18 protein-coding genes are annotated in these 17,722 nt (G+C 62.8%); 7 read left to right on the forward strand and 11 right to left on the reverse strand.

Annotation, left to right across the window (positions count from 1 at the left end; translation table 11 throughout):
• The first annotated feature begins 13 nt into the window (after positions 1–13).
• The 7 genes from E4T66_RS03610 (at position 14) to E4T66_RS03640 (ending at position 5,753) form a co-directional block, all read left to right on the forward strand.
• Positions 14–892 (forward strand): TOBE domain-containing protein, encoded by an 879-nt coding sequence (locus E4T66_RS03610; RefSeq protein ID WP_211242748.1) that lies wholly within the window; start codon positions 14–16, stop codon positions 890–892.
• Positions 893–905: 13 nt separating this feature from the next.
• Positions 906–1,811, forward strand: coding sequence for a LysR substrate-binding domain-containing protein (locus E4T66_RS03615; protein ID WP_136847551.1), 906 nt, complete (start codon positions 906–908; stop codon positions 1,809–1,811).
• Positions 1,812–1,922: 111 nt separating this feature from the next.
• The gene (locus tag E4T66_RS03620; RefSeq protein WP_169577460.1) at positions 1,923–2,798 is read left to right on the forward strand and encodes an alpha/beta hydrolase family protein; all 876 of its coding nucleotides are present in this window, start codon (positions 1,923–1,925) and stop codon (positions 2,796–2,798) included.
• A 2-nt stretch (positions 2,799–2,800) separates the two neighbouring features.
• Positions 2,801–3,283: a hotdog fold domain-containing protein gene (locus tag E4T66_RS03625; protein WP_136847553.1), complete on the forward strand. Its 483-nt coding sequence runs from the start codon at positions 2,801–2,803 to the stop codon at positions 3,281–3,283.
• Positions 3,284–3,457: 174 nt separating this feature from the next.
• Positions 3,458–4,237 (forward strand): enoyl-CoA hydratase, encoded by a 780-nt coding sequence (locus E4T66_RS03630; protein ID WP_136847554.1) that lies wholly within the window; start codon positions 3,458–3,460, stop codon positions 4,235–4,237.
• Between the two features lie 4 nt (positions 4,238–4,241).
• A complete protein-coding gene (locus E4T66_RS03635; RefSeq protein WP_169577461.1) occupies positions 4,242–5,009 on the forward strand; it encodes a tyrosine-protein phosphatase in 768 nt (255 codons plus the stop codon).
• Between the two features lie 93 nt (positions 5,010–5,102).
• On the forward strand, positions 5,103–5,753 hold the full coding sequence (locus E4T66_RS03640) for a TetR/AcrR family transcriptional regulator (RefSeq protein WP_136847556.1): 651 nt from the start codon (positions 5,103–5,105) through the stop codon (positions 5,751–5,753).
• 29 nt (positions 5,754–5,782) lie between these two features.
• Here E4T66_RS03640 and E4T66_RS03645 read toward each other — a convergent pair whose 3' ends face one another.
• From E4T66_RS03645 to motD, 11 genes are all read right to left on the reverse strand, one after another.
• Positions 5,783–6,931 (reverse strand): methyl-accepting chemotaxis protein, encoded by a 1,149-nt coding sequence (locus E4T66_RS03645; RefSeq protein WP_211242749.1) that lies wholly within the window; start codon positions 6,929–6,931, stop codon positions 5,783–5,785.
• Positions 6,932–7,002: 71 nt separating this feature from the next.
• Positions 7,003–8,046 (reverse strand): protein-glutamate methylesterase/protein-glutamine glutaminase, encoded by a 1,044-nt coding sequence (locus tag E4T66_RS03650; protein WP_136847558.1) that lies wholly within the window; start codon positions 8,044–8,046, stop codon positions 7,003–7,005.
• Positions 8,046–8,669, reverse strand: a complete 624-nt coding sequence (gene cheD / locus E4T66_RS03655; protein ID WP_136847559.1) for a chemoreceptor glutamine deamidase CheD — start codon at positions 8,667–8,669, stop codon at positions 8,046–8,048. Before cheD ends, E4T66_RS03650 begins: the two co-directional genes overlap by 1 nt.
• Positions 8,666–9,544: a CheR family methyltransferase gene (locus tag E4T66_RS03660; RefSeq protein WP_136847560.1), complete on the reverse strand. Its 879-nt coding sequence runs from the start codon at positions 9,542–9,544 to the stop codon at positions 8,666–8,668. Before E4T66_RS03660 ends, cheD begins: the two co-directional genes overlap by 4 nt.
• A gap of 117 nt (positions 9,545–9,661) precedes the next feature.
• Positions 9,662–12,658 (reverse strand): methyl-accepting chemotaxis protein, encoded by a 2,997-nt coding sequence (locus E4T66_RS21770; RefSeq protein WP_136847561.1) that lies wholly within the window; start codon positions 12,656–12,658, stop codon positions 9,662–9,664.
• 79 nt (positions 12,659–12,737) lie between these two features.
• Positions 12,738–13,244, reverse strand: coding sequence for a chemotaxis protein CheW (locus tag E4T66_RS03670; protein WP_136847562.1), 507 nt, complete (start codon positions 13,242–13,244; stop codon positions 12,738–12,740).
• 46 nt (positions 13,245–13,290) lie between these two features.
• A complete protein-coding gene (locus E4T66_RS03675) occupies positions 13,291–15,363 on the reverse strand; it encodes a chemotaxis protein CheW (RefSeq protein ID WP_136847563.1) in 2,073 nt (690 codons plus the stop codon).
• Positions 15,364–15,391: 28 nt separating this feature from the next.
• Positions 15,392–15,754: a response regulator gene (locus E4T66_RS03680; protein ID WP_136847564.1), complete on the reverse strand. Its 363-nt coding sequence runs from the start codon at positions 15,752–15,754 to the stop codon at positions 15,392–15,394.
• The gene (locus E4T66_RS03685) at positions 15,751–16,080 is read right to left on the reverse strand and encodes an STAS domain-containing protein (protein WP_136847565.1); all 330 of its coding nucleotides are present in this window, start codon (positions 16,078–16,080) and stop codon (positions 15,751–15,753) included. Before E4T66_RS03685 ends, E4T66_RS03680 begins: the two co-directional genes overlap by 4 nt.
• 218 nt (positions 16,081–16,298) lie before the next feature.
• Positions 16,299–16,772, reverse strand: a complete 474-nt coding sequence (locus E4T66_RS03690; RefSeq protein ID WP_136847566.1) for a chemotaxis protein CheW — start codon at positions 16,770–16,772, stop codon at positions 16,299–16,301.
• Complete coding sequence (gene motD, locus E4T66_RS03695) at positions 16,769–17,713, reverse strand: flagellar motor protein MotD (protein WP_136847567.1); 945 nt, start codon at positions 17,711–17,713, stop codon at positions 16,769–16,771. Before motD ends, E4T66_RS03690 begins: the two co-directional genes overlap by 4 nt.
• Positions 17,714–17,722: the final 9 nt, after the last annotated feature.

Raw genomic sequence — 17,722 nt, forward strand, 5'->3', positions numbered from 1 at the left:
GCAACAATGCCGGATGCCTCGCAAACCGACGTCAAAACCGGCAGCCAAAGCCGTCACCAAGACCCCTGCCCGGACGGCGTCGGCGGGGCCGTCAACCTATCGCGGCAGCTTGATGGTCGAGAAGAACGGCGCGCCCTTCCTGGTCGCCGGCCGCATCGACCTGCTCGAGGCGGTCGATCATCACGGGTCGATCAGTCAGGCGGCCAAGGCCGTCGGCATGAGTTACAAGGGCGCCTGGGATGCCATCGACACGATGAACAACCAGGCCGACGAAGCCCTGGTTGCGCGTACCCCCGGCGGGCGCCGCGGCGGCGGCACGCATCTGACCGCCTACGGCAAGCGCGTGGTGGCGCTGGTGCGCGCCATCGAACAGGAATACCAGCAGGCCCTGAGCCTGCTCAATGAGCGCGTCGAGAAGCATGGCCGCGACTTCGCCGAATACCAGCGCCTGCTGCAGCGCTTCTCGCTGCAGACCAGCGCGCGCAACCACTGGGTCGGCACCATCACTGCGATCCGCGCCGACCGCGTGCGCACCGAAGTCGAGATCGCGCTCGACGCCAGGCTCAGCATCGTCGCCCACGTCACCACCGACAGCGCACGCCGGCTTGGCATCCAGCCGGGCGTCGACATCGCCGCGCTGGTCAAGGCCGTAGCGGTGCAGATCGATACCGACACCGCGCGCAACACGCCGCCGAACCGGCTGGTCGGCACAATCGCGCGTTGCAGTCAGGAAGGCGGCCGCAGCGAAGTCAGCATCGACCTGCCGGGAGGGCGCACGATCACCGCGGTGGTCAGCGACGCCGCCGGCGTCAGCCTGCGCGCCGGACGCAAGGTCGTCGCCAGCTTTGAACCCCGCAGCGTGCTGCTGGCCAGGCTGCCGGGCGTCAGCTGAGCACGCTGCACGCATGAAGTTCCGCCGACTGCCGCCACTGCACACTCTGGAAGCGTTCGAGGCCGCAGCGCGCACCGGCGCGTTCAAGGACGCCGCACAGCAGTTGCACCTGACACCGTCGGCGATCAGTCATCAGATCAAGGCGCTGGAAGCCCACCTCGAATTCGAGCTGTTCCGCCGCGGCAACCGCTCGTTGGAACTCACCGATGGAGGCAAGGCGTATCTCGGCGTCGTGCGCGACACCCTGTCCCGGCTGCGCAGCGGCAGCGCCAGGGTCGCGCAGCAGTACGCCCGCGCTTCGCTGAAGATCAGTGCCGGTCCGTTCATCGCCAGCGAAATCATCGTGCCGGCGCTGCCCTCGTTTCAGGAGGCGCACCCGGACATCGACGTACGCATCGACACCGATCTGCGTACGGTCGATCTGCTGCATGAGGACACCGACCTTGCGCTGCGCTTCGGCAACGGCCACTGGAAACATCTGGCCGCGGACCGGCTGATGCGGGTTTCGGCGGTCCCGGTCTGCACGCCGGCCATCGCCCGGAAGATTCGCCGTGGCGGCCCAAGCCAGCTACAGGACGTTGCGCTGATTCACTCGTCACCGATGCCCGAGGGCTGGAAGATGTGGGCCGATGCCACCGCCACGGTGCTGGGCACGCCCAAACGCGACATCTGGCTGGACAGCTACCTGGCGATCCTGCGCGCCGCCGAGCAGGGTCTGGGGCTCGCGCTGGGGCTTGTTCCGATGGTCAATCCCTGGCTCAAACGGCGCAAGCTGGTGGCCCCCTGGCCGGACATGCTGGTGAGCGTGCCGCAGGCCTACTATCTGTTGTATCGCCCGGACGATCTCGAACGTCCGGAGGTCGTCGCATTCCGGCGCTGGCTGAAATCCGTCCTCAAGCGCGACGCCCTGCTCACCTGAGGGGCATTTTCGGATGAATTTGACTCATCCGAAGCCGCCGTCGAATTCGTTTGTCGCCGTCCCCGCGCGCACCTAGGCTGGATGCCGAATCCACCTCTTCGGGAGCGCAGCATGCGCGAAATCCATCTGACGCTGAGCGCGGCGGACGCACATCCGCTTGCGGCGACCTTGTTCGAGCCCAGTCGCCCGCCACAGGCGGCGGTGCTGATCAACTCAGCCACCGGCGTGCCGCGCGGCTACTACCGCGCCTATGCGCAGTTCCTCGCCCACCGCGGCTTCGCGGTGCTGTGCTACGACTATCGCGGCATCGGCAACTCGCGTTTTCATGGCGCACGCAACGAGCAGCTGACGATGCGCAACTGGGGAGAACTCGATGCCGCCGCCGCCATCGACTACCTCGGCACGCGTTACCCCCGTCGATCGCTGCTGGCGATCGCCCATTCGGTCGGCGGCCAACTGATCGGCCTGGCCGCCAACAATGAGCAGCTGGATGCGGTGCTGTGCGTTGCCGCCCAGTCCGGCTACTGGCGCCACTGGCCGCAGCGTCTGCAGCCGGTGATGGCGGCCATCTGGCATCTGCTGGTGCCGGTGGCGGCAACGTTGTCCGATCCGCTGCCGCAACGTCTGCTCGGCGCCGAGTTGCCGCGCGGCATCGCCCGCGAATGGGCGCGCTGGTGCCGGCATCCGGAGTTCATCGTCGACGCGCAAGGTCGCTCGCTGCACGCCGGCTTCGAGCGCTATCGGGGACGCATGCGCTTCATCACGATCAGTGACGACGCGTTCTACGCGCCGCCACAGGCGGGGCAGGCGCTCGCCCGCAAGTATCGCAATGCGCAGGTCGAGCTCAGTCAGCTGACGCCCGCCATGCTCGGCGTCGAGGCGATCGGCCACTTCGGTTATTTCCGCAACGGTATGGCGCCGGCCTGGCAGGACAGCGCCGACTGGCTGCGCAATGCCATACCCCATTCCCAGCACAAGGCCGCCTGAACATGGCAACCCCCGCAGAACTTTTTGCACGCATGCGTCGCTATCCGATGGGCGATCGCCTGTTCTCCAGAGCCGTGACCGCGCGCGCACCCTACTTCGCGTCGATCGCGCCGCGCTTCATCGAACTCGAACCGGGACTGTGCGAGGTGACGATCCGCAACCGACGCGCCGTGCACAATCACCTTGGCACCGTGAACGCGATCGCCATGTGCGCGATGTGCGAACTGGCGGCCGGCACGATGCTGGAGTCCTCGTTGCCGCGCGAACTGCGCTGGATCCCGCGTGGCATGACCGTGCGATATCTGAAGAAGGCCGATACCGATCTGCGGGCGCGCGCCACGCTGGAGGCGCCGGTCGCGGCGGATTTCCAGGGCGATGCCATGGTGCCGGTGAAGGTCCGCAATACTGCCGGAGAGGTTGTCATGGAGGCGGATATCGCGATGTACCTGTCACCGCGACCGCGCAACCGCACACGTTCCGGCTGAGCCCCTCAAACGGGGTGCACGGGGGCGACTGAACCGTCGAAAGCATTGCGCTCCCACACGCGACATCCGTTGGACTCGACGCCGGACACCCGGCGTCGAGCCGCGGCAACCGGAACAACGGGCTAGAATCCCGCTCGAAAAATTCCAACCGTTTCCGACCGAAAACCTGCCGCCATGAGCACCGAACACGTCACCACCGAGCTGCGCGACCGCGTCCTGATCCTGCGCCTGAACCGTCCCGACAAGAAAAACGCGCTGACTCAGGCGATGTACACCGCGCTGGCCGATGAACTGAAGCAGGCCAACGAGAATCCGACGGTGCGCTGCATCCTGCTCACCGGCACCGATGACTGCTTCTGCAGCGGCAACGACATCGCCGACTTCCTGCAGATGAAGACGATCACGCCGTCGGACGACGTGCCGGTGCTGCGATTCATGAAGACGCTGGCACACGTCGCCAAACCGGTTGTAGCGGCGATCAACGGTCCGGCGATCGGCGTCGGCACCACGATCCTGCTGCATGTCGACCTCGCCTACGCCGGCGAGAAGACCCGCTTCCAGCTGCCGTTCGTCAACATCGGCATCTGCCCTGAATACGCCTCGACCTACTTCCTGCCGCGCATGATCGGTCACGTCAAAGCGGCCGAGCTGACGATGCTGGGCGAGCCGTTCACGGCCGCCGAGGCACTGGACTACCGGCTGATCAACGCAGTGTTGCCCGACGCCGAGGTCTTCGAGCACGCGCTGGCCAAAGCGCAGCGTCTGGCCCAGCAGCCGCCGGCGGCGCTGCGCACGACGAAGGCACTGCTGAAGCGCTGGCGCGGCGACCTGGTCGACGAGATCATCCCGGCCGAAGCGGTGCACTTCATGTCGATGCTGCAGGATGCCGAGGCCAAGGAGGCGCTGGGCGCCTTCCTGCAGAAGCGCAAACCGGACTTCAGCAGCTTCGATTGATCCCATGTCAGACATCCGGATCGAGGGGCTGAGCAATTTCCGCAGTCTCGCCGGCCTGCCCGGCGCCGACGGCCGGCGCATCGACGGTCATGTGATCCTGCGATCGGACCGCCTGAACCGGTTGACCGACGCCGATTGGACGCAACTTCGCGCGCTCGGCCTGCGCACGGTCTGCGACCTGCGCGGCGCCGATGAGCGCGAGCGCCACCCCAATCGGTATCCGGACGACGGCGGCGTCGACGAGCTGTGGCTGGAGGTCAAGAACGACCTGCGCGGCAACCCGATGTACCTGCGCATGTTCGCCGAAGACCCAACGCCGGCCGGCGCCGAACGCGTGATGCAGCAGATCTATCGCAGCTTTCCGGCCGCGTTCACGACGCAGCTGCCGCAGCTGTTTGCGCTGCTGCACGAGGAGCGCGTGCCGGTGCTGATCCACTGCGCTGCCGGCAAGGACCGCACCGGCTTCGTCGTCGCGCTGCTGCTGCATGCGCTGGGCGTACCGGAAGCAGTGATTGTCGAGGATTACCTGCGCTCGACACCGCCGGACCCCCATCCCCGTGCCGCCGAAATGATGCGGGAATTCGAGCAGCTGTTCGGCTTCGCCATCGACGCGGCAACGCTGCGTCCGCTGCTGGACGTGCGCACCAGCTATCTGACAGCAGCATTCGATGAACTCGATGCGCGGTACGGCTCGATCGGCGAGTACCTGCGCCGCCATGGTGGCCTTGACCATGCTCAGCGCCGACGTCTGCAGGACCGCTGGCTGCGCTGACGCGGACTACCGCAGGGACTACCGCGGCACCCAAACTGGTTATTATCGCGCCATAAACGGGGCCCACCCCGTCGGCAGACAGTGACTAGAGCCATGCAGAAACCCAAGGGAAAACGTGAACTGAACAAGGAGGCCAACCGCGGCGCCATCCTCGAAGCGGCACGGCGCTGCTTTCTGGAATTCGGTTACGAGGCGGTCACGATTCGCGACGTCATCCGTCGCTCCGGGCTTGCTGCAGGCACGTTCTACAACTACTTCCCGGACAAGGAATCGCTGTTTCGTGCGCTGGTCGATTCGCGCCTGGCCAAGCTGCAGACGAACATCCATCTGGCCCGCCAGCATGCCCGCGACCCCGAGTCGTTTTTCTACGGAGCGTTCCTGGCGGCACTTCGCGAGGCCCGCGCGGAACCCGAATTCTTCGAAATGATGTTCCGTAACGAGCCGGTGCTGCGGTCGCTGTACAACCACAATGTCTTCGGCCTGATCATGCAGTCATTGAGGTCCGATCTTCAGGAAGCGATCGTGCGCGGTCTGGTGTCGGAGCTGGACGTCGATGCGCTGACGGCGATCTCATTCGGCGCGGGCTATGAGCTCGTGCGTCTGGTCACCGAACAGCCCAAGCGCGATCTGGAGAAGACGGCGCAGTTTGTGACCCAGCTGTTCCTGCAGGGCATCCCGACGCAGACCCCGCAACCGCGGCTGATCCGCCTCGGCTCGCGTCTGCTCGGCGGCGCGGCGCGCTGAAGCCCGCCGCACCGCCTCGCCCCGACGAATCAGAACAGCTCAACCGCACCTGAATCCATCGACACCTGTTCGACCGGCTTGTGCGTCGGCTGGCGCCAGTCCTCGCGCGGCTTGGACGACAAGGCACTCGGCGCTTCACCGCCGCTGACCTCGACCACTTCAACATTGATCGACTCAATGCGCTGGGCATGCTTCTGCGCAGTACTGAGCGCCTGCGTCGAGATATCCTCGAACTGCAGGCAGCGCACCGCGCGGCCCACCGATTCGCTGATGTGATCGCGTGACGCCGACACTTCCTGAATGCCTTCGGCCAGACCGCTGTTGATACGCTCGACCTGGGACAGCAGACGACTGGCTTCATCGCGTGCGCCTTCGCTGAGGCTGACATCGCGCGACGCCATCTCGCCCACGGTTTCGCGCACCGCAGCCACCGCTTCCTTTGAATTCGATACCAGCTTGCGGATCTGTTCGTTGAACGTGGTGGAACGCTCGGACAGGTTGCGCACCTCTTCGGCAACCACGGCGAACCCACGCCCGGCTTCTCCTGCACGCGCCGCTTCGATCGCGGCATTCAGTGCCAGCAGATTGGTCTGGTCGGCGATCGACTTCACATCACCCAGAAGCTCGAAGATCGCATCGAGCTGCTTGACCATCTCGTCGATCTGACGAACCGTCTCTGAGCTCTGTTTGCTGACCTGGGTCAGCGACTGCACCAGACCATTCATCAGGCCCGCTGCAGTCTCAGTGAATTTGCGAACATCGAGTCCGTCGCCATCACCGCCGGTCTGGTTGAGAATCCGGGTCACAGCGCTCTGCTGCAACTTGGCATGCCGCGACATTTCGGCGAAGGCCTCGCCCAGCTCGTGCACGGCGTCATGGATCAGCCCACGCACCCGCATGATCTCGCGATCGACTCCATTGACTTCGTTGCTGAGCCCTTCGCGCAGTTCCGACAACGACTTGCGCCGGTTGCGCGATTGCTCCTCATGCCGCTCGAGCAATGCGCGCGCTGCGCCCAGCAGCCGGTGTTGCTGCCATGCGACCCAGGCCCAGGCGCCGGCCGTCAGCAGGCCGCTGAGCCAGGCGACGCCGCTGCCAAGCCCGGCGATCAACACCAGGACGTGTGCCAGCGTAATGACGACTGGAACGATCAGTGGTTTCCATTGTGCGGCTTGCATGCTGCGCTCCATTTGAACTGGATGACTCCTGGTACGGGTTATCGGCCGCTGATTGCAATGCTTGAGCGCAATCAGCGCACCCACTCGAGCAATTGCCCGGCAATATTCTGTAAAGGCAAGACCTGTTCCGCGGCACCGCATCGGACTGCCGCGCCTGGCATGCCCCAGACCACGCTGGTCGATTCGTCCTGCGCTACGGTGTGGGCACCGATCCGCCGCAGTTCCAGCAGCTGGCGTGCGCCGTCCTCCCCCATGCCGGTCAGAATCGCGCCCACCGCATTGGTACCGACGTATTCGACGATCGAGCGGAACATGGTGTCGACGCTGGGTCGGTGCCGGTTCTCTGGCGGCGCGTCGGAGAGCCGACACAGGTAACGTGCGCCGCTGCGTTCGATCAGCAGATGATGACTGCCAGGTGCGATGTAGACGTGCCCCGGCAGGATCGGCAGGCGATCGCTGGCTTCGCACACCGACATGGCGCTGACACGATTCATGCGTGCGGCAAATGGCGCGCTGAACATGGCCGGAATGTGTTGCGTGATCACGATCGCCGGCGCATCCGGCGGCATGCCCATCAACACGTCCTTGATCGCCTCGGTGCCGCCGGTCGACGCACCAATGGCAATGATTTTTTCAGTTGTACTGAACCGGCGCGGACGCGACCGCGGCGGTGCTTCAACGGCGGGTCGCGACTTCAGCGCCGACAATCCGCGGGGCCGCGCCATTGCCGCGGCCTTGACCTTCTCGCGCAAGGTCTCGGCGTATTCTTCCAGGCCTGCTTTGACGTCCAGCGCCGGCTTGGTGACAAAATCCACCGCGCCCAGTTCGAGTGCCTGCAACGTGACTTCCGCACCCTGTGCCGTCAGCGACGACACCATCAAGACCGGCATCGGTCGCAGCCGCATCAGGTTTTCGAGGAAGGTCAGTCCGTCCATGCGCGGCATCTCGACATCGAGCGTCAGCACATCGGGCTGCAGTTGCTTGATCTTGTCACGCGCGATCAGCGGGTCGGCTGCAGTACCAACCACCTCGATCTGCGGATCCTCGGACAGGATTTCGCTGAGCACGCCGCGCACGAGGGCCGAATCGTCAATGATGAGGACTCGAGTAACCATCAGTCGAAGAGCTCCACGTCGCCATCCACCGGCTGACTGGAAATCTGCCGGCTGTAGGCCTGCTCGACCGCCAGATCCGCCGCAGTCGCTGCTGTCGGCAGATGCCGCACCAGCACGCGACCGCTGCTCACCCAGTAGGCCACCTTGCGCGCCGCAGTCCCGCCCAGATCCTGCGCGGCCACAGTGATACCTTCATTTTTCAGATAATCGAGCACGAAGGCGGCGTTGCGATCGCCAACAGGATTTGCCGAAAGGCCGCGGATCACATTGGCGCCTCCGAATACCTTGGCTTCGAGACGCCGACGGTTGCCACCGCGCTTGATCAATTCGTTGATCAGCACTTCCATCGCATACGCTCCGTAGCGAGCGTTGCGCGCGCCGCCAAGCGCTTCCGTATCCGGCAGCATGAAATGATTCATGCCACCGACCCCGGCCAGCGGATCGCGGATGCACGCGGCAACACAGGAACCGAGCAAAGTCACCAGAGCATCCTCGGAGTCCGTGACTTCGTACTCACCCGGCATGACCTTGATGACGTCACAACCGAGCTGTCGATCGTGATATCGCGGGGCGATACCCTGATTGATGCGCTCGTTCCACGCGTGTCTGAGCGGTGCATTCATCTGCTCGCGGGTGCCGTCGTGCGTGCCAGCCGGCGGTACACGGTGCGCCCGACCGAACCGTAGAGACTGGCGACATTGAACAGGCTTTCGGAATGGCCCGTGAACAGCAGACCGTCCGGACTCAACAATGGCGCAAAACGCTGCAGTATCTTGTGCTGCGTCGGTTTATCGAAATAGATCATCACGTTGCGACAGAAAATCGCGGTGAACGGCCCCTTCAGACCCCATGCTGAATCCAGCAAATTCAACTGACGAAAGCTCACCAGATTCCGCAACTCGTCAACGACCTTGCATTGCCCCTGGTTGTCACCGGCGCCGCGGCGAAAGTAACGCCGACGCCGTTCCAGCGAGACTTTTTCGATGCGATCGAGCGGATATACCCCGCGTTGAGCCACCGCCAGGACATTGGTATCGATGTCGGTCGCCAGAATCGCCACCGGCGGACGCAGCGTGCCGAAAGCTTCGGCAGCTGCAATTGCAATCGAATACGGCTCCTCACCGGTAGACGCCGCGCTGCACCAGATGCGCAGCGTCTCGCCGTGAGGCTGCCGCTGCAGATGTTCCCGCAGCATGTCGAAATGATGGCTCTCGCGGAAGAACGAAGTCAGGTTGGTGGTGAGCGCATTGACGAACGCCTCCCACTCCGGACTTGCACGGTCCTGCTCAAGAGCATCAAGGTAGGCCGAGAAGACCCGCTCGCCGGTCGCGCGCAACCTGCGCGCGATCCGGCTGTAAACCAGGTCCTGCTTCGCCGGCGACAACGAAATGCCGGCGCGGTCGTAGATCATGCTGCGGACCCGATTGAAGTCGCGCTGCGTGAAATGAAACTCGCGGTCACCGTCCTTCGCTGCAAGAGCTTCCATCCCAGCGGCCATTGATCACCTAGATCGCCGGATTCGCAAGAATGTCGTACTCATTGCCACCGAATCCGGCAATGCTCAGGCCGAAGTCACCGAAGCTGTGCAGATACTGCATCAGGAACATGCGCATGCTCAGAATTCCGTCCAGCGGTCATCGCCGCTACCACCCGTAGCCGGTGACGCATCACCATTACCGCTGCCACGCGCAGCGGCTGTTCCTGCCGACTTGGGCTTGGCCTTAAGGGCGGGCTTGGCCGTGCTGGCCGCGCGCGGGCGGGCTGCCGGCGGCGGCGTGCTCGATGCAACCGGCATCCGGATCGACTGTGCCTGCTCGGTGTCGAGCCGGAACACACTGACCGACTGACTCAGACTGACCGCCTGCTCCTCCATCGAGCGCGCTGCTGCCGAAGCCTCTTCGACCAGCGCAGCGTTTTGCTGTGTCACTTCGTCCATCGAAGTGATGGCCTGGTTGACCTGCTCGATACCCTGACTCTGTTCCAGCGAGGCCGCGGTGATTTCGGACATGATGTCAGTCACGCGCTTGACGCTGGTGACGATCTCTTCCATGGTCTTGCCGGCCTGTTCGACCAGCTTGCTGCCGTTCTCGACCTTGTCGACCGAATCGCCGATCAGCGTCTTGATCTCCTTGGCCGCCGCTGCCGAACGCTGCGCCAGGGAGCGCACTTCGGAAGCCACCACCGCGAAGCCTCGACCCTGCTCGCCGGCACGCGCCGCCTCGACCGCTGCGTTCAGCGCCAGGATGTTGGTCTGGAACGCGATACCGTCGATGACGCTGATGATGTCGACAATCTTCTTCGACGACTGATTGATCTCGTCCATCGTCGTGACCACTTCGGAAACGACATGACCACCGCGCCCCGCAACATCGGCAGCGCCGATGGCCAGCTGATTCGCCTGCTTGGCGTTCTCGGCGTTCTGCTTCACCGTCGAGGTAAGCTCTTCCATGCTCGACGCGGTCTCCTCCAGGCTGGCAGCCTGCTGCTCGGTACGAGCGGACAGGTCGGTGTTGCCCGAAGCAATCTCGCGGGATGCCGTGTTGATAGTGTCACTGGCCTGCTTGATCTGCGCCACGATGGTTGCCAGCTGCTCGGAGGTCAGATTGGCATCGTCGCGCAGCTTGCCGAAGGTGCCCTTGAAGTCGCCCGACATGCGCTGTGTGAGATCACCGGCGGCCAGGGCGCCCAGCATGCGCGCCACCTCGTTGAGGCCAACGTCACTGGTATCCAGCAAGCGGTTGATGTTCTCCGCCAGCTGCAGGAAGAAGCCCTCCTTGTCCTCGGTCTTGACGCGCTGACTGAAGTCACCGTCGGCTGCCGCTTCAACGATTGATCCCACCTCTGCCTCGACCGCGACTTCAGCCGTGCGGTCCTTCCATTCAACCACTGAACCCAGTCGCTCGCCGGCGTCATTGATGATAGGTGCTGCAATCAATGCAAACGTGCGGTTTGCAATCTTGATCTGAGCGCGATAAGTCTCGCGGAAAGTCGACAGCAGACGAGCCTGATGCTCTGGATTCTTGTGGAATACGTCGATTTTCTGGTTGTGCAGCTTGCGCACATCGAAATTCGGCAGTGCCTTGCGGATATCCGCTTCTGCAGTGGTCATCATCTGCAGAACAGCAGCGTTCAGATAAATGATGTTCCGATCATTGTCAGCAATCATCACGTTAGCTGAAACATTGTCCAATGCATTACGAATACGAAGATTCTCGGAAGCGATCTTCTGTTCGCGTGCCGTGGATTCCTCGATACCATCCAGCATCGTATTGATACCCTTGCACAAGGCCTCAATTTCGCCCGATTTACCGTCCATGGGAACTCGTTGGCTGAGATCTCCCTGCGCGGCAGAGTTGAGCACTGCACGGGACTGCTCGACGGCAAGACGCAGCGCCTGTTCTGCGCGCACCTTTTCAGTGATGTCCGTCGCGTACTTCACGACCTTGAACGGCCTTCCCATCTCGTCACAGATCGGGTTGTAGCTCGCCTGAATCCAGAGTTCCGAGCCATCCTTGCGTATGCGCTTGTACTGCCCGGCGTCGTATTCTCCCTTGCCGAGTTTCTCCCAGAATTGTCGGTACTCGGCTGAATTCCGGTACGCCGGATCGACGAACATGCTGTGGTGTTGCCCCGCCACTTCGTCCTCTGAATAGCCCACAGCCTTGAGAAACAGGTCGTTTGCGTGCGTGACGCTCCCTTTCAGATCAAACTCAACGACCGCTTGCGACTTGTTCAGGGCGTTGACAATGCCCTGCATGTTCTGGCGTTCAATCTCAGCATCAGTGATGTCATAACGCACACCCAGATACTTTTCGGGCTTGCCATTCTTGCCCATGAATGGCGCGATCACTGCGTCAACGTAATACGGCGTCCCATCCTTAGCACGGTTCTTGATGACTCCACGGAACACGTTTCCGCGGCCGATCGTCGCCCACAGCTTCTTGAAGGTCTCCTTCGGCATGTCCGGATGCCGGGTAATGCTGTGCGGACTACCAAGCAGCTCTTCAGGAGAATACTTCGAAATATCCAGATACTTCTGATTGAAGGACAAGATGTCGCCCTTCTTGTCCGCCATCGAGACGATGCTCGTCTCGTTCATGATGCGCGTCCGCACTTCGAGCTCGCTGCGGATCTCGTCCATCTTGCGAGCGTCGGCGCTGATATCGGTGGACAGCTCAATGAATCGCTGCACCTTTCCGTTGGTGTCGCGAACCGGGCTGCACACAACCTGAACGACAACGTCCTCGCCCTGCTTATTGACTCGGCGCTGCTGAACTGAAACTTCGTCCCCGCGACGTAGCTGCTCCCAAAACGCCGTATATGCATCACCACTGCGGTCAATCACATCGAACAGCAATGAGTGATGCTGACCTGCGATCTCGTCAAGGGAGTAACCCATGACTGATAGAAACTTTCCGTTGGCACTCAGTATCTTCCCGTCAACCGAGAATTCGACGATCGCCTGTACGTTGTTGATCGATTCAATCTGACTACGCAGCTCTGCAACGACCTGCGGATCCAAGCATTCAGCCTCACCGAATGCAATTTTCAGACGCTGCAGTAAGCCAGGACGCTTCTGCGCTGCGATGTTGGCGGTTTCTTTGTTGCTCATGACGTCCTCACTTTCTGGACCACACTCTGGCCGGGGCAGACCCGGACGATGGATGAATGACCGTGGCAGCGGTGTGCCATCAGTGAACCTCGAACAGCTGTAGATCCCGGTCCGACACCAGCTTCTCGATGTCGAGGAGGATCAGCATGCGTTCATCGATCGTGCCCAGACCGATGATGTGGTGCGCGTTGACGGTGGACCCGAACTCGGGTGCCGGCCGGATCTGTTCGGCAGCCAGCTGGATCACGTCGGAGACGCCGTCGACAACGATGCCTACCACGCGATCAAGTACGTTGAGCACGATCATCACAGTGAATTCGTTGTAGGCAACGTCGGCCAGCTGGAACTTCAGCCGCAGGTCGACCACCGGCACAATGGTGCCGCGCAGGTTGATCACACCCTTGATGAAGTCCGGCGCACCGGGAATGCGGGTAACCGTGTCATAGCCGCGGATCTCCTGAACTTTCAGGATATCGACGCCGTATTCCTCGCTGCCGAGCGTAAAAGTCAGATATTCACTGGCGATGCCTTCCGGCGGCGGCGCCCCGGCCTTGGTTTCGGACGCAGTCTGATTCTGTGGATTCATCGGACACTCACTCCTGAGCATTCTGTTGACGGTTCGCGGCGCGCTCTCATGCGGCGACCGCCATGCTGCAGCGACGGATCACGTCGCCTATATCGACAATCAGTGCGACCCGGCCATCGCCGAGAATCGTCGCACCGGAGACACCGGACACCCGGCGGTAATTGGCTTCGATCGACTTGATGACCACCTGCTGCTGACCAACCAGCTCATCGACCAACACAGCGATCTTTCGACCATCGGCTTCGAGCAGAACCAGAATGCCTTTCTCCGGCTCGGTCACAGCCGCGCGGATACCGAACAGTTCGCCGAGGGCGACCAGCGGTACATACTCGGAACGCACCCGCACAACCTGCCCCTGGTGGGCCACGGTGCGAACCTGATCCCGTTGCGGCTGCAGCGATTCCACCACCGCATTCAGCGGCACGATGAAGATTTCAGTGCCGACGCGAACCGACATGCCATCCAGAATGGCCAGCGTCAGCGGTAGACGGATGGTGATACGGCTGCCACGCCCGGTTTCAGAGGTGATGTCGACGCTGCCGGACAACGCTTCGATATTCTTCTTGACCACGTCCATGCCGACACCGCGACCGGACACATCAGTGACCGCTTCAGCGGTGGAAAACCCGGGTGCAAAAATCAGGCGCCAGACTTCGTCGTCACTAGCGGTATCGCTGATGCTGAGCCCGCGCTCACGCGCCTTGGCCATGATTCGCATGCGATCGAGGCCTCGGCCGTCGTCCGCCACTTCGATCACGATGTTGCCGCCCTGATGCGAAGCCGAAAGGCGGATCGTACCCACAGCATCCTTGCCGGCAGCGACGCGCTGGTCCGACGGTTCAATGCCGTGATCCAGTGAGTTGCGCACGAGGTGGGTCAGCGGATCGGCGATGCGCTCGATCACGCTCTTGTCGAGTTCGGTGTGTTCGCCGGACATCAGCAACCGCGCCTGCTTGCCGAGCTTGCCGGCAAGATCCCGCACCACACGCGGGAAGCGGCTGAAGACGAAATCGACCGGCAGCATGCGGGTCGACATCACGGCTTCCTGCAAGCTGCGAGTGTTGCGATCCAGCAGAGCGAGCCCATTCAGCAGCTTCTCGTTCTGTACCGGATCCAGCGAAGCGGCGAGCTGCTGCAGCATCGCCTGCGTAATGACCAGTTCGCCGACCAGATTGATCAGGCCATCGATCTTCTCAGTCGCAACACGAATCGACCCACCTTCGGCGCGTACCGGCGCTGCTTTGATTTCTGCGCCAGCAGCCGGCTGCGGCGGACGGGCCGTCGGGGTCACCTCGGACGGGCGCCCGCCTTCGATCAGCTGCAGTTCCGGTCGCGACGCTGGTTCCACCTTGATGGCGGCCGGCACCGCCGACTCAGTCACCGCCGCGGCGGCATCCGACACCAGCGCCTCGACCTGCAGATCACATTCGTCTTCCACCCAGGCGAACACCTCGGCGATATCGCCCTGGCTGATGTCCTGCCCCAGCAGTTCGATAGTCCAGCTGAGGTAGCTGCATTCAGGATTGGCTTCCGGAAGATCCGGGAGCTGTTCTGCGTTGCATTGAACCGTCATCTCGCCGAGCCGGCTCAGCTCCGCGAGAATCCTCAGCGGATCATTGCCACTGGCGAACAGACCGGAATACGGCGCAAAGCGGATACGCCACCCGCGCGTCTTCTGCTCTGGGTTCGGCTCAGCGGCAGCGGCGTTTTCGGCAGTCGCGCCGTCAACCGGGCCTATCAGCACACGCTGCAGTTCAGCGCTGAGGTCGGCGACGGCCTGCGTGTCAACGTCGGTCGCATCGCGCGCCGCATTGAGCAGGCCCCGCAGAATATCGACCGAACGCAACAGCACATCGATTTCCACCGGACCGGTCACGCGCTGTCCCGAGCGCATCTGATCCAGCAGGGTTTCGAGCAGGTGCGTGAATTCGGCGACAGCCATAAAGCCAAAGGTGGCTGAACCACCCTTGATGGAATGCGCGGCGCGAAATATGACGTTGATGGTTTCGGCGTCGGCCGTGTCCGGACTCAAGCGCAGCAGCGCGGCTTCCATCGCGTCGAGGCCTTCGAAGCTTTCGTCAAAGAAGGTCTGATGAAAACGTGTGATGTCGATGGTCATGCCCGCTCTCCCTTGAACGCCGGCGTGCTCATCCGATGACCTTGTTGATCGTCGCGATCAGCTGCTCCGGATTGAACGGTTTGACCAGCCAGCCGGTGGCGCCGGCCTGCTTGCCCTCCTGCTTCTTTTCCGGGCCGGATTCGGTGGTCAGCATCAGCAGCGGCGTGAACTTGTAGTCCGGCAGCTGGCGCAGTTGCTTGACCAGCGTGATGCCGTCCATGTTCGGCATGTTGACGTCGCACAACACCAGCTTGAAGCGTTCCTTTTTGGCCAGCTCCAGCGCCGCGACACCATCCTCGGCTTCAGCGACATCGAAGCCGGCGGATTTGAGCGTAAACGCGACCATCTGACGCATGGACGTCGAGTCGTCAACAGCAAGAATGCGGTTCATTCGGATTCCCGGGAAAGTTCCAACAAGTTCGTCATACCCAATAGTCCGGCCGAGTCGCACAGGGCCGCGGATGGACGGCGCCATTGCGTGCGATACCCGGCAGCACGGCGATCGCGGAAGAACATGCCGAGCAGCTGCAGTGCTGCGGTATGCACGCGCGTCACCTCGTGGGCGTCCAGAATCAGCGGCGCCGAATCGTCGAGTGTTGCGGAGAGACGCTGCTGCAGTTCTCGCGCGGACTCGATGCCTAGGTCCGCCGGAAGTTTGACCGCCGCGCGTCGTGTCGTGGCCTTTGCCTTGCCCGACGCCTTACCTGTCGTATTCATCGCCGCTCCTGCCGCCACTGTTCTGACCGTCGACCCGCCGTCATGCGGGGCTGATGCAGGCGATGGGAGCAACTTCTGTTCCCGCTCCGGCTGGCCTGCAGGACGCTGCCCCTGGGTTTCAAGGGCAAACGCTTGCCTGTATATCGGCAGCGGCGGAACGGGACTGATCAGGCCCGGGATGGAAGGACGCGTTCGTCCTGGTGAACGGTTAGCGGCGCTCAGCGCTCGCTGAGGCATTGAGCGCCGTTGACCACGGCATCCGGATCGAGCAGCGTCAGCATTTCGCCGTCACGCAGGTACACCCCGCGCACCGTCCCACCGGATGACGCAGAACCGACGTTTGGTGACGGACGAATGGCGCCGTCGATGACCTTGCGCACTTCGGCCACGCCATCAACACGCAGGCCGACGCTTTCAGTGCCGTGTTCGACCACGACAATGCGCGATTCCGCCGAATCCGGCCCTGGCGACAGCCCCAGGCACACCCGCAGATCGAGCACAGTGACGACATTGCCACGCAGATTGATGACACCGCAGACCTGATTCGTGGTCCCCGGAACCGGCTCGATCGCGGCATTGCCCAGCAGTTCCTGCACCTGCAGGATCGGCAGGCCATACAGTTGCGCGCCCAGCCGGAAACAGACCCAGCGGGACACCGCATCGTCGCGGCGGCGCAACGGGATCGCGCTCATGGTGTTTCTCCTGCAGTAGCGCCGATCGGCGCAGCCAGTTCAGCCGTTGTCGCTGTGGCTCCCGGAGCCAGCTCCAGCGGTGTGGTTTGCGGCGCGCCGTACATAACCTGGGCACCATCCGCTTCAGGTGCCAGCACCACGATCACCACACGCCGGTTACGGTCGCGACCCTGCGCCGTTTCGTTGCTGGCCACCGGGTGGAATTCCCCCATGCCGGCAACCGTCATGCGCTTCGCATCGACACCTTCCTGCATGAACAGATGAACCACCGTCGCGGCGCGAGCTGCCGACAACTCCCAGTTCGACGGAAAGGCCACGGTCGAAATCGGCATGTTGTCGGTATGCCCTTCGATGCGCAGCGGGTGAGGAAAAGGCTTCAGCACACTTGCCAGCCGCGCCAGCACCGGACGCGCCGTCGGTGAAATCTGGGCGACGCCGCTGGGGAACAGGATGTCGGTATTGATTTCGATTTCCAGCCACTGCTCGTTGCGCCGCACGATCACCAGTTGCTGATCGATCAGGTCACCCATCGCGCTCTGAACCTCGTCGGCCATCTGCTGCAGACTCGCCGCGTTGCCGTCCTCGGCGCTGGCTTCTCCTCCGGGTTGGACTTCCTTGCCGCCCATGCGCGCACCCGGAGTGTCGGCGGCCAGACCGGACCGTTCCTGCTCGAATCCGCGCAGCGTCACCGTGTTGAACATCGATTCGGTCTGCGTGCCTTTTTCCGGCTTGTCGCCGATCTGGATCGGCTTGAGCGAACGCGGCGGACCGCCCAGCGCCGAAGACAGCGAATCCGCTAGCACGCGATATTTGCCTTCGTTGACCGACGACACTGCGTACATCACCACGAAGAACGCCAGCAGCAGCGTGATCAGGTCGCCGTAGGGAATCGCCCAGGCTTCATGGTTGGTGTGATCTTCGTGTTTGTGCTTTCGGGCCATGACGAGCGG

Origin of the sequence: Sinimarinibacterium arenosum, from assembly GCF_005047655.1 — a bacterium.
Classification (GTDB): Bacteria; Pseudomonadota; Gammaproteobacteria; order Nevskiales; family Nevskiaceae; genus Solimonas.

Bases quoted from the DNA above. Each gene is read 5' to 3' on its own strand.
- E4T66_RS03610 (WP_211242748.1), top strand. From the start codon at position 14: ATGCCTCGCAAACCGACGTCAAAACCGGCAGCCAAAGCCGTCACCAAG.
- E4T66_RS03615 (WP_136847551.1), top strand. From the start codon at position 906: ATGAAGTTCCGCCGACTGCCGCCACTGCACACTCTGGAAGCGTTCGAG.
- E4T66_RS03620 (WP_169577460.1), top strand. From the start codon at position 1,923: ATGCGCGAAATCCATCTGACGCTGAGCGCGGCGGACGCACATCCGCTT.
- E4T66_RS03625 (WP_136847553.1), top strand. From the start codon at position 2,801: ATGGCAACCCCCGCAGAACTTTTTGCACGCATGCGTCGCTATCCGATG.
- E4T66_RS03630 (WP_136847554.1), top strand. From the start codon at position 3,458: ATGAGCACCGAACACGTCACCACCGAGCTGCGCGACCGCGTCCTGATC.
- E4T66_RS03635 (WP_169577461.1), top strand. From the start codon at position 4,242: ATGTCAGACATCCGGATCGAGGGGCTGAGCAATTTCCGCAGTCTCGCC.
- E4T66_RS03640 (WP_136847556.1), top strand. From the start codon at position 5,103: ATGCAGAAACCCAAGGGAAAACGTGAACTGAACAAGGAGGCCAACCGC.
- E4T66_RS03645 (WP_211242749.1), bottom strand. From the start codon at position 6,931: ATGCAAGCCGCACAATGGAAACCACTGATCGTTCCAGTCGTCATTACG.
- E4T66_RS03650 (WP_136847558.1), bottom strand. From the start codon at position 8,046: ATGGTTACTCGAGTCCTCATCATTGACGATTCGGCCCTCGTGCGCGGC.
- cheD (WP_136847559.1), bottom strand. From the start codon at position 8,669: ATGAATGCACCGCTCAGACACGCGTGGAACGAGCGCATCAATCAGGGT.
- E4T66_RS03660 (WP_136847560.1), bottom strand. From the start codon at position 9,544: ATGGCCGCTGGGATGGAAGCTCTTGCAGCGAAGGACGGTGACCGCGAG.
- E4T66_RS21770 (WP_136847561.1), bottom strand. From the start codon at position 12,658: ATGAGCAACAAAGAAACCGCCAACATCGCAGCGCAGAAGCGTCCTGGC.
- E4T66_RS03670 (WP_136847562.1), bottom strand. From the start codon at position 13,244: ATGAATCCACAGAATCAGACTGCGTCCGAAACCAAGGCCGGGGCGCCG.
- E4T66_RS03675 (WP_136847563.1), bottom strand. From the start codon at position 15,363: ATGACCATCGACATCACACGTTTTCATCAGACCTTCTTTGACGAAAGC.
- E4T66_RS03680 (WP_136847564.1), bottom strand. From the start codon at position 15,754: ATGAACCGCATTCTTGCTGTTGACGACTCGACGTCCATGCGTCAGATG.
- E4T66_RS03685 (WP_136847565.1), bottom strand. From the start codon at position 16,080: ATGAATACGACAGGTAAGGCGTCGGGCAAGGCAAAGGCCACGACACGA.
- E4T66_RS03690 (WP_136847566.1), bottom strand. From the start codon at position 16,772: ATGAGCGCGATCCCGTTGCGCCGCCGCGACGATGCGGTGTCCCGCTGG.
- motD (WP_136847567.1), bottom strand. From the start codon at position 17,713: ATGGCCCGAAAGCACAAACACGAAGATCACACCAACCATGAAGCCTGG.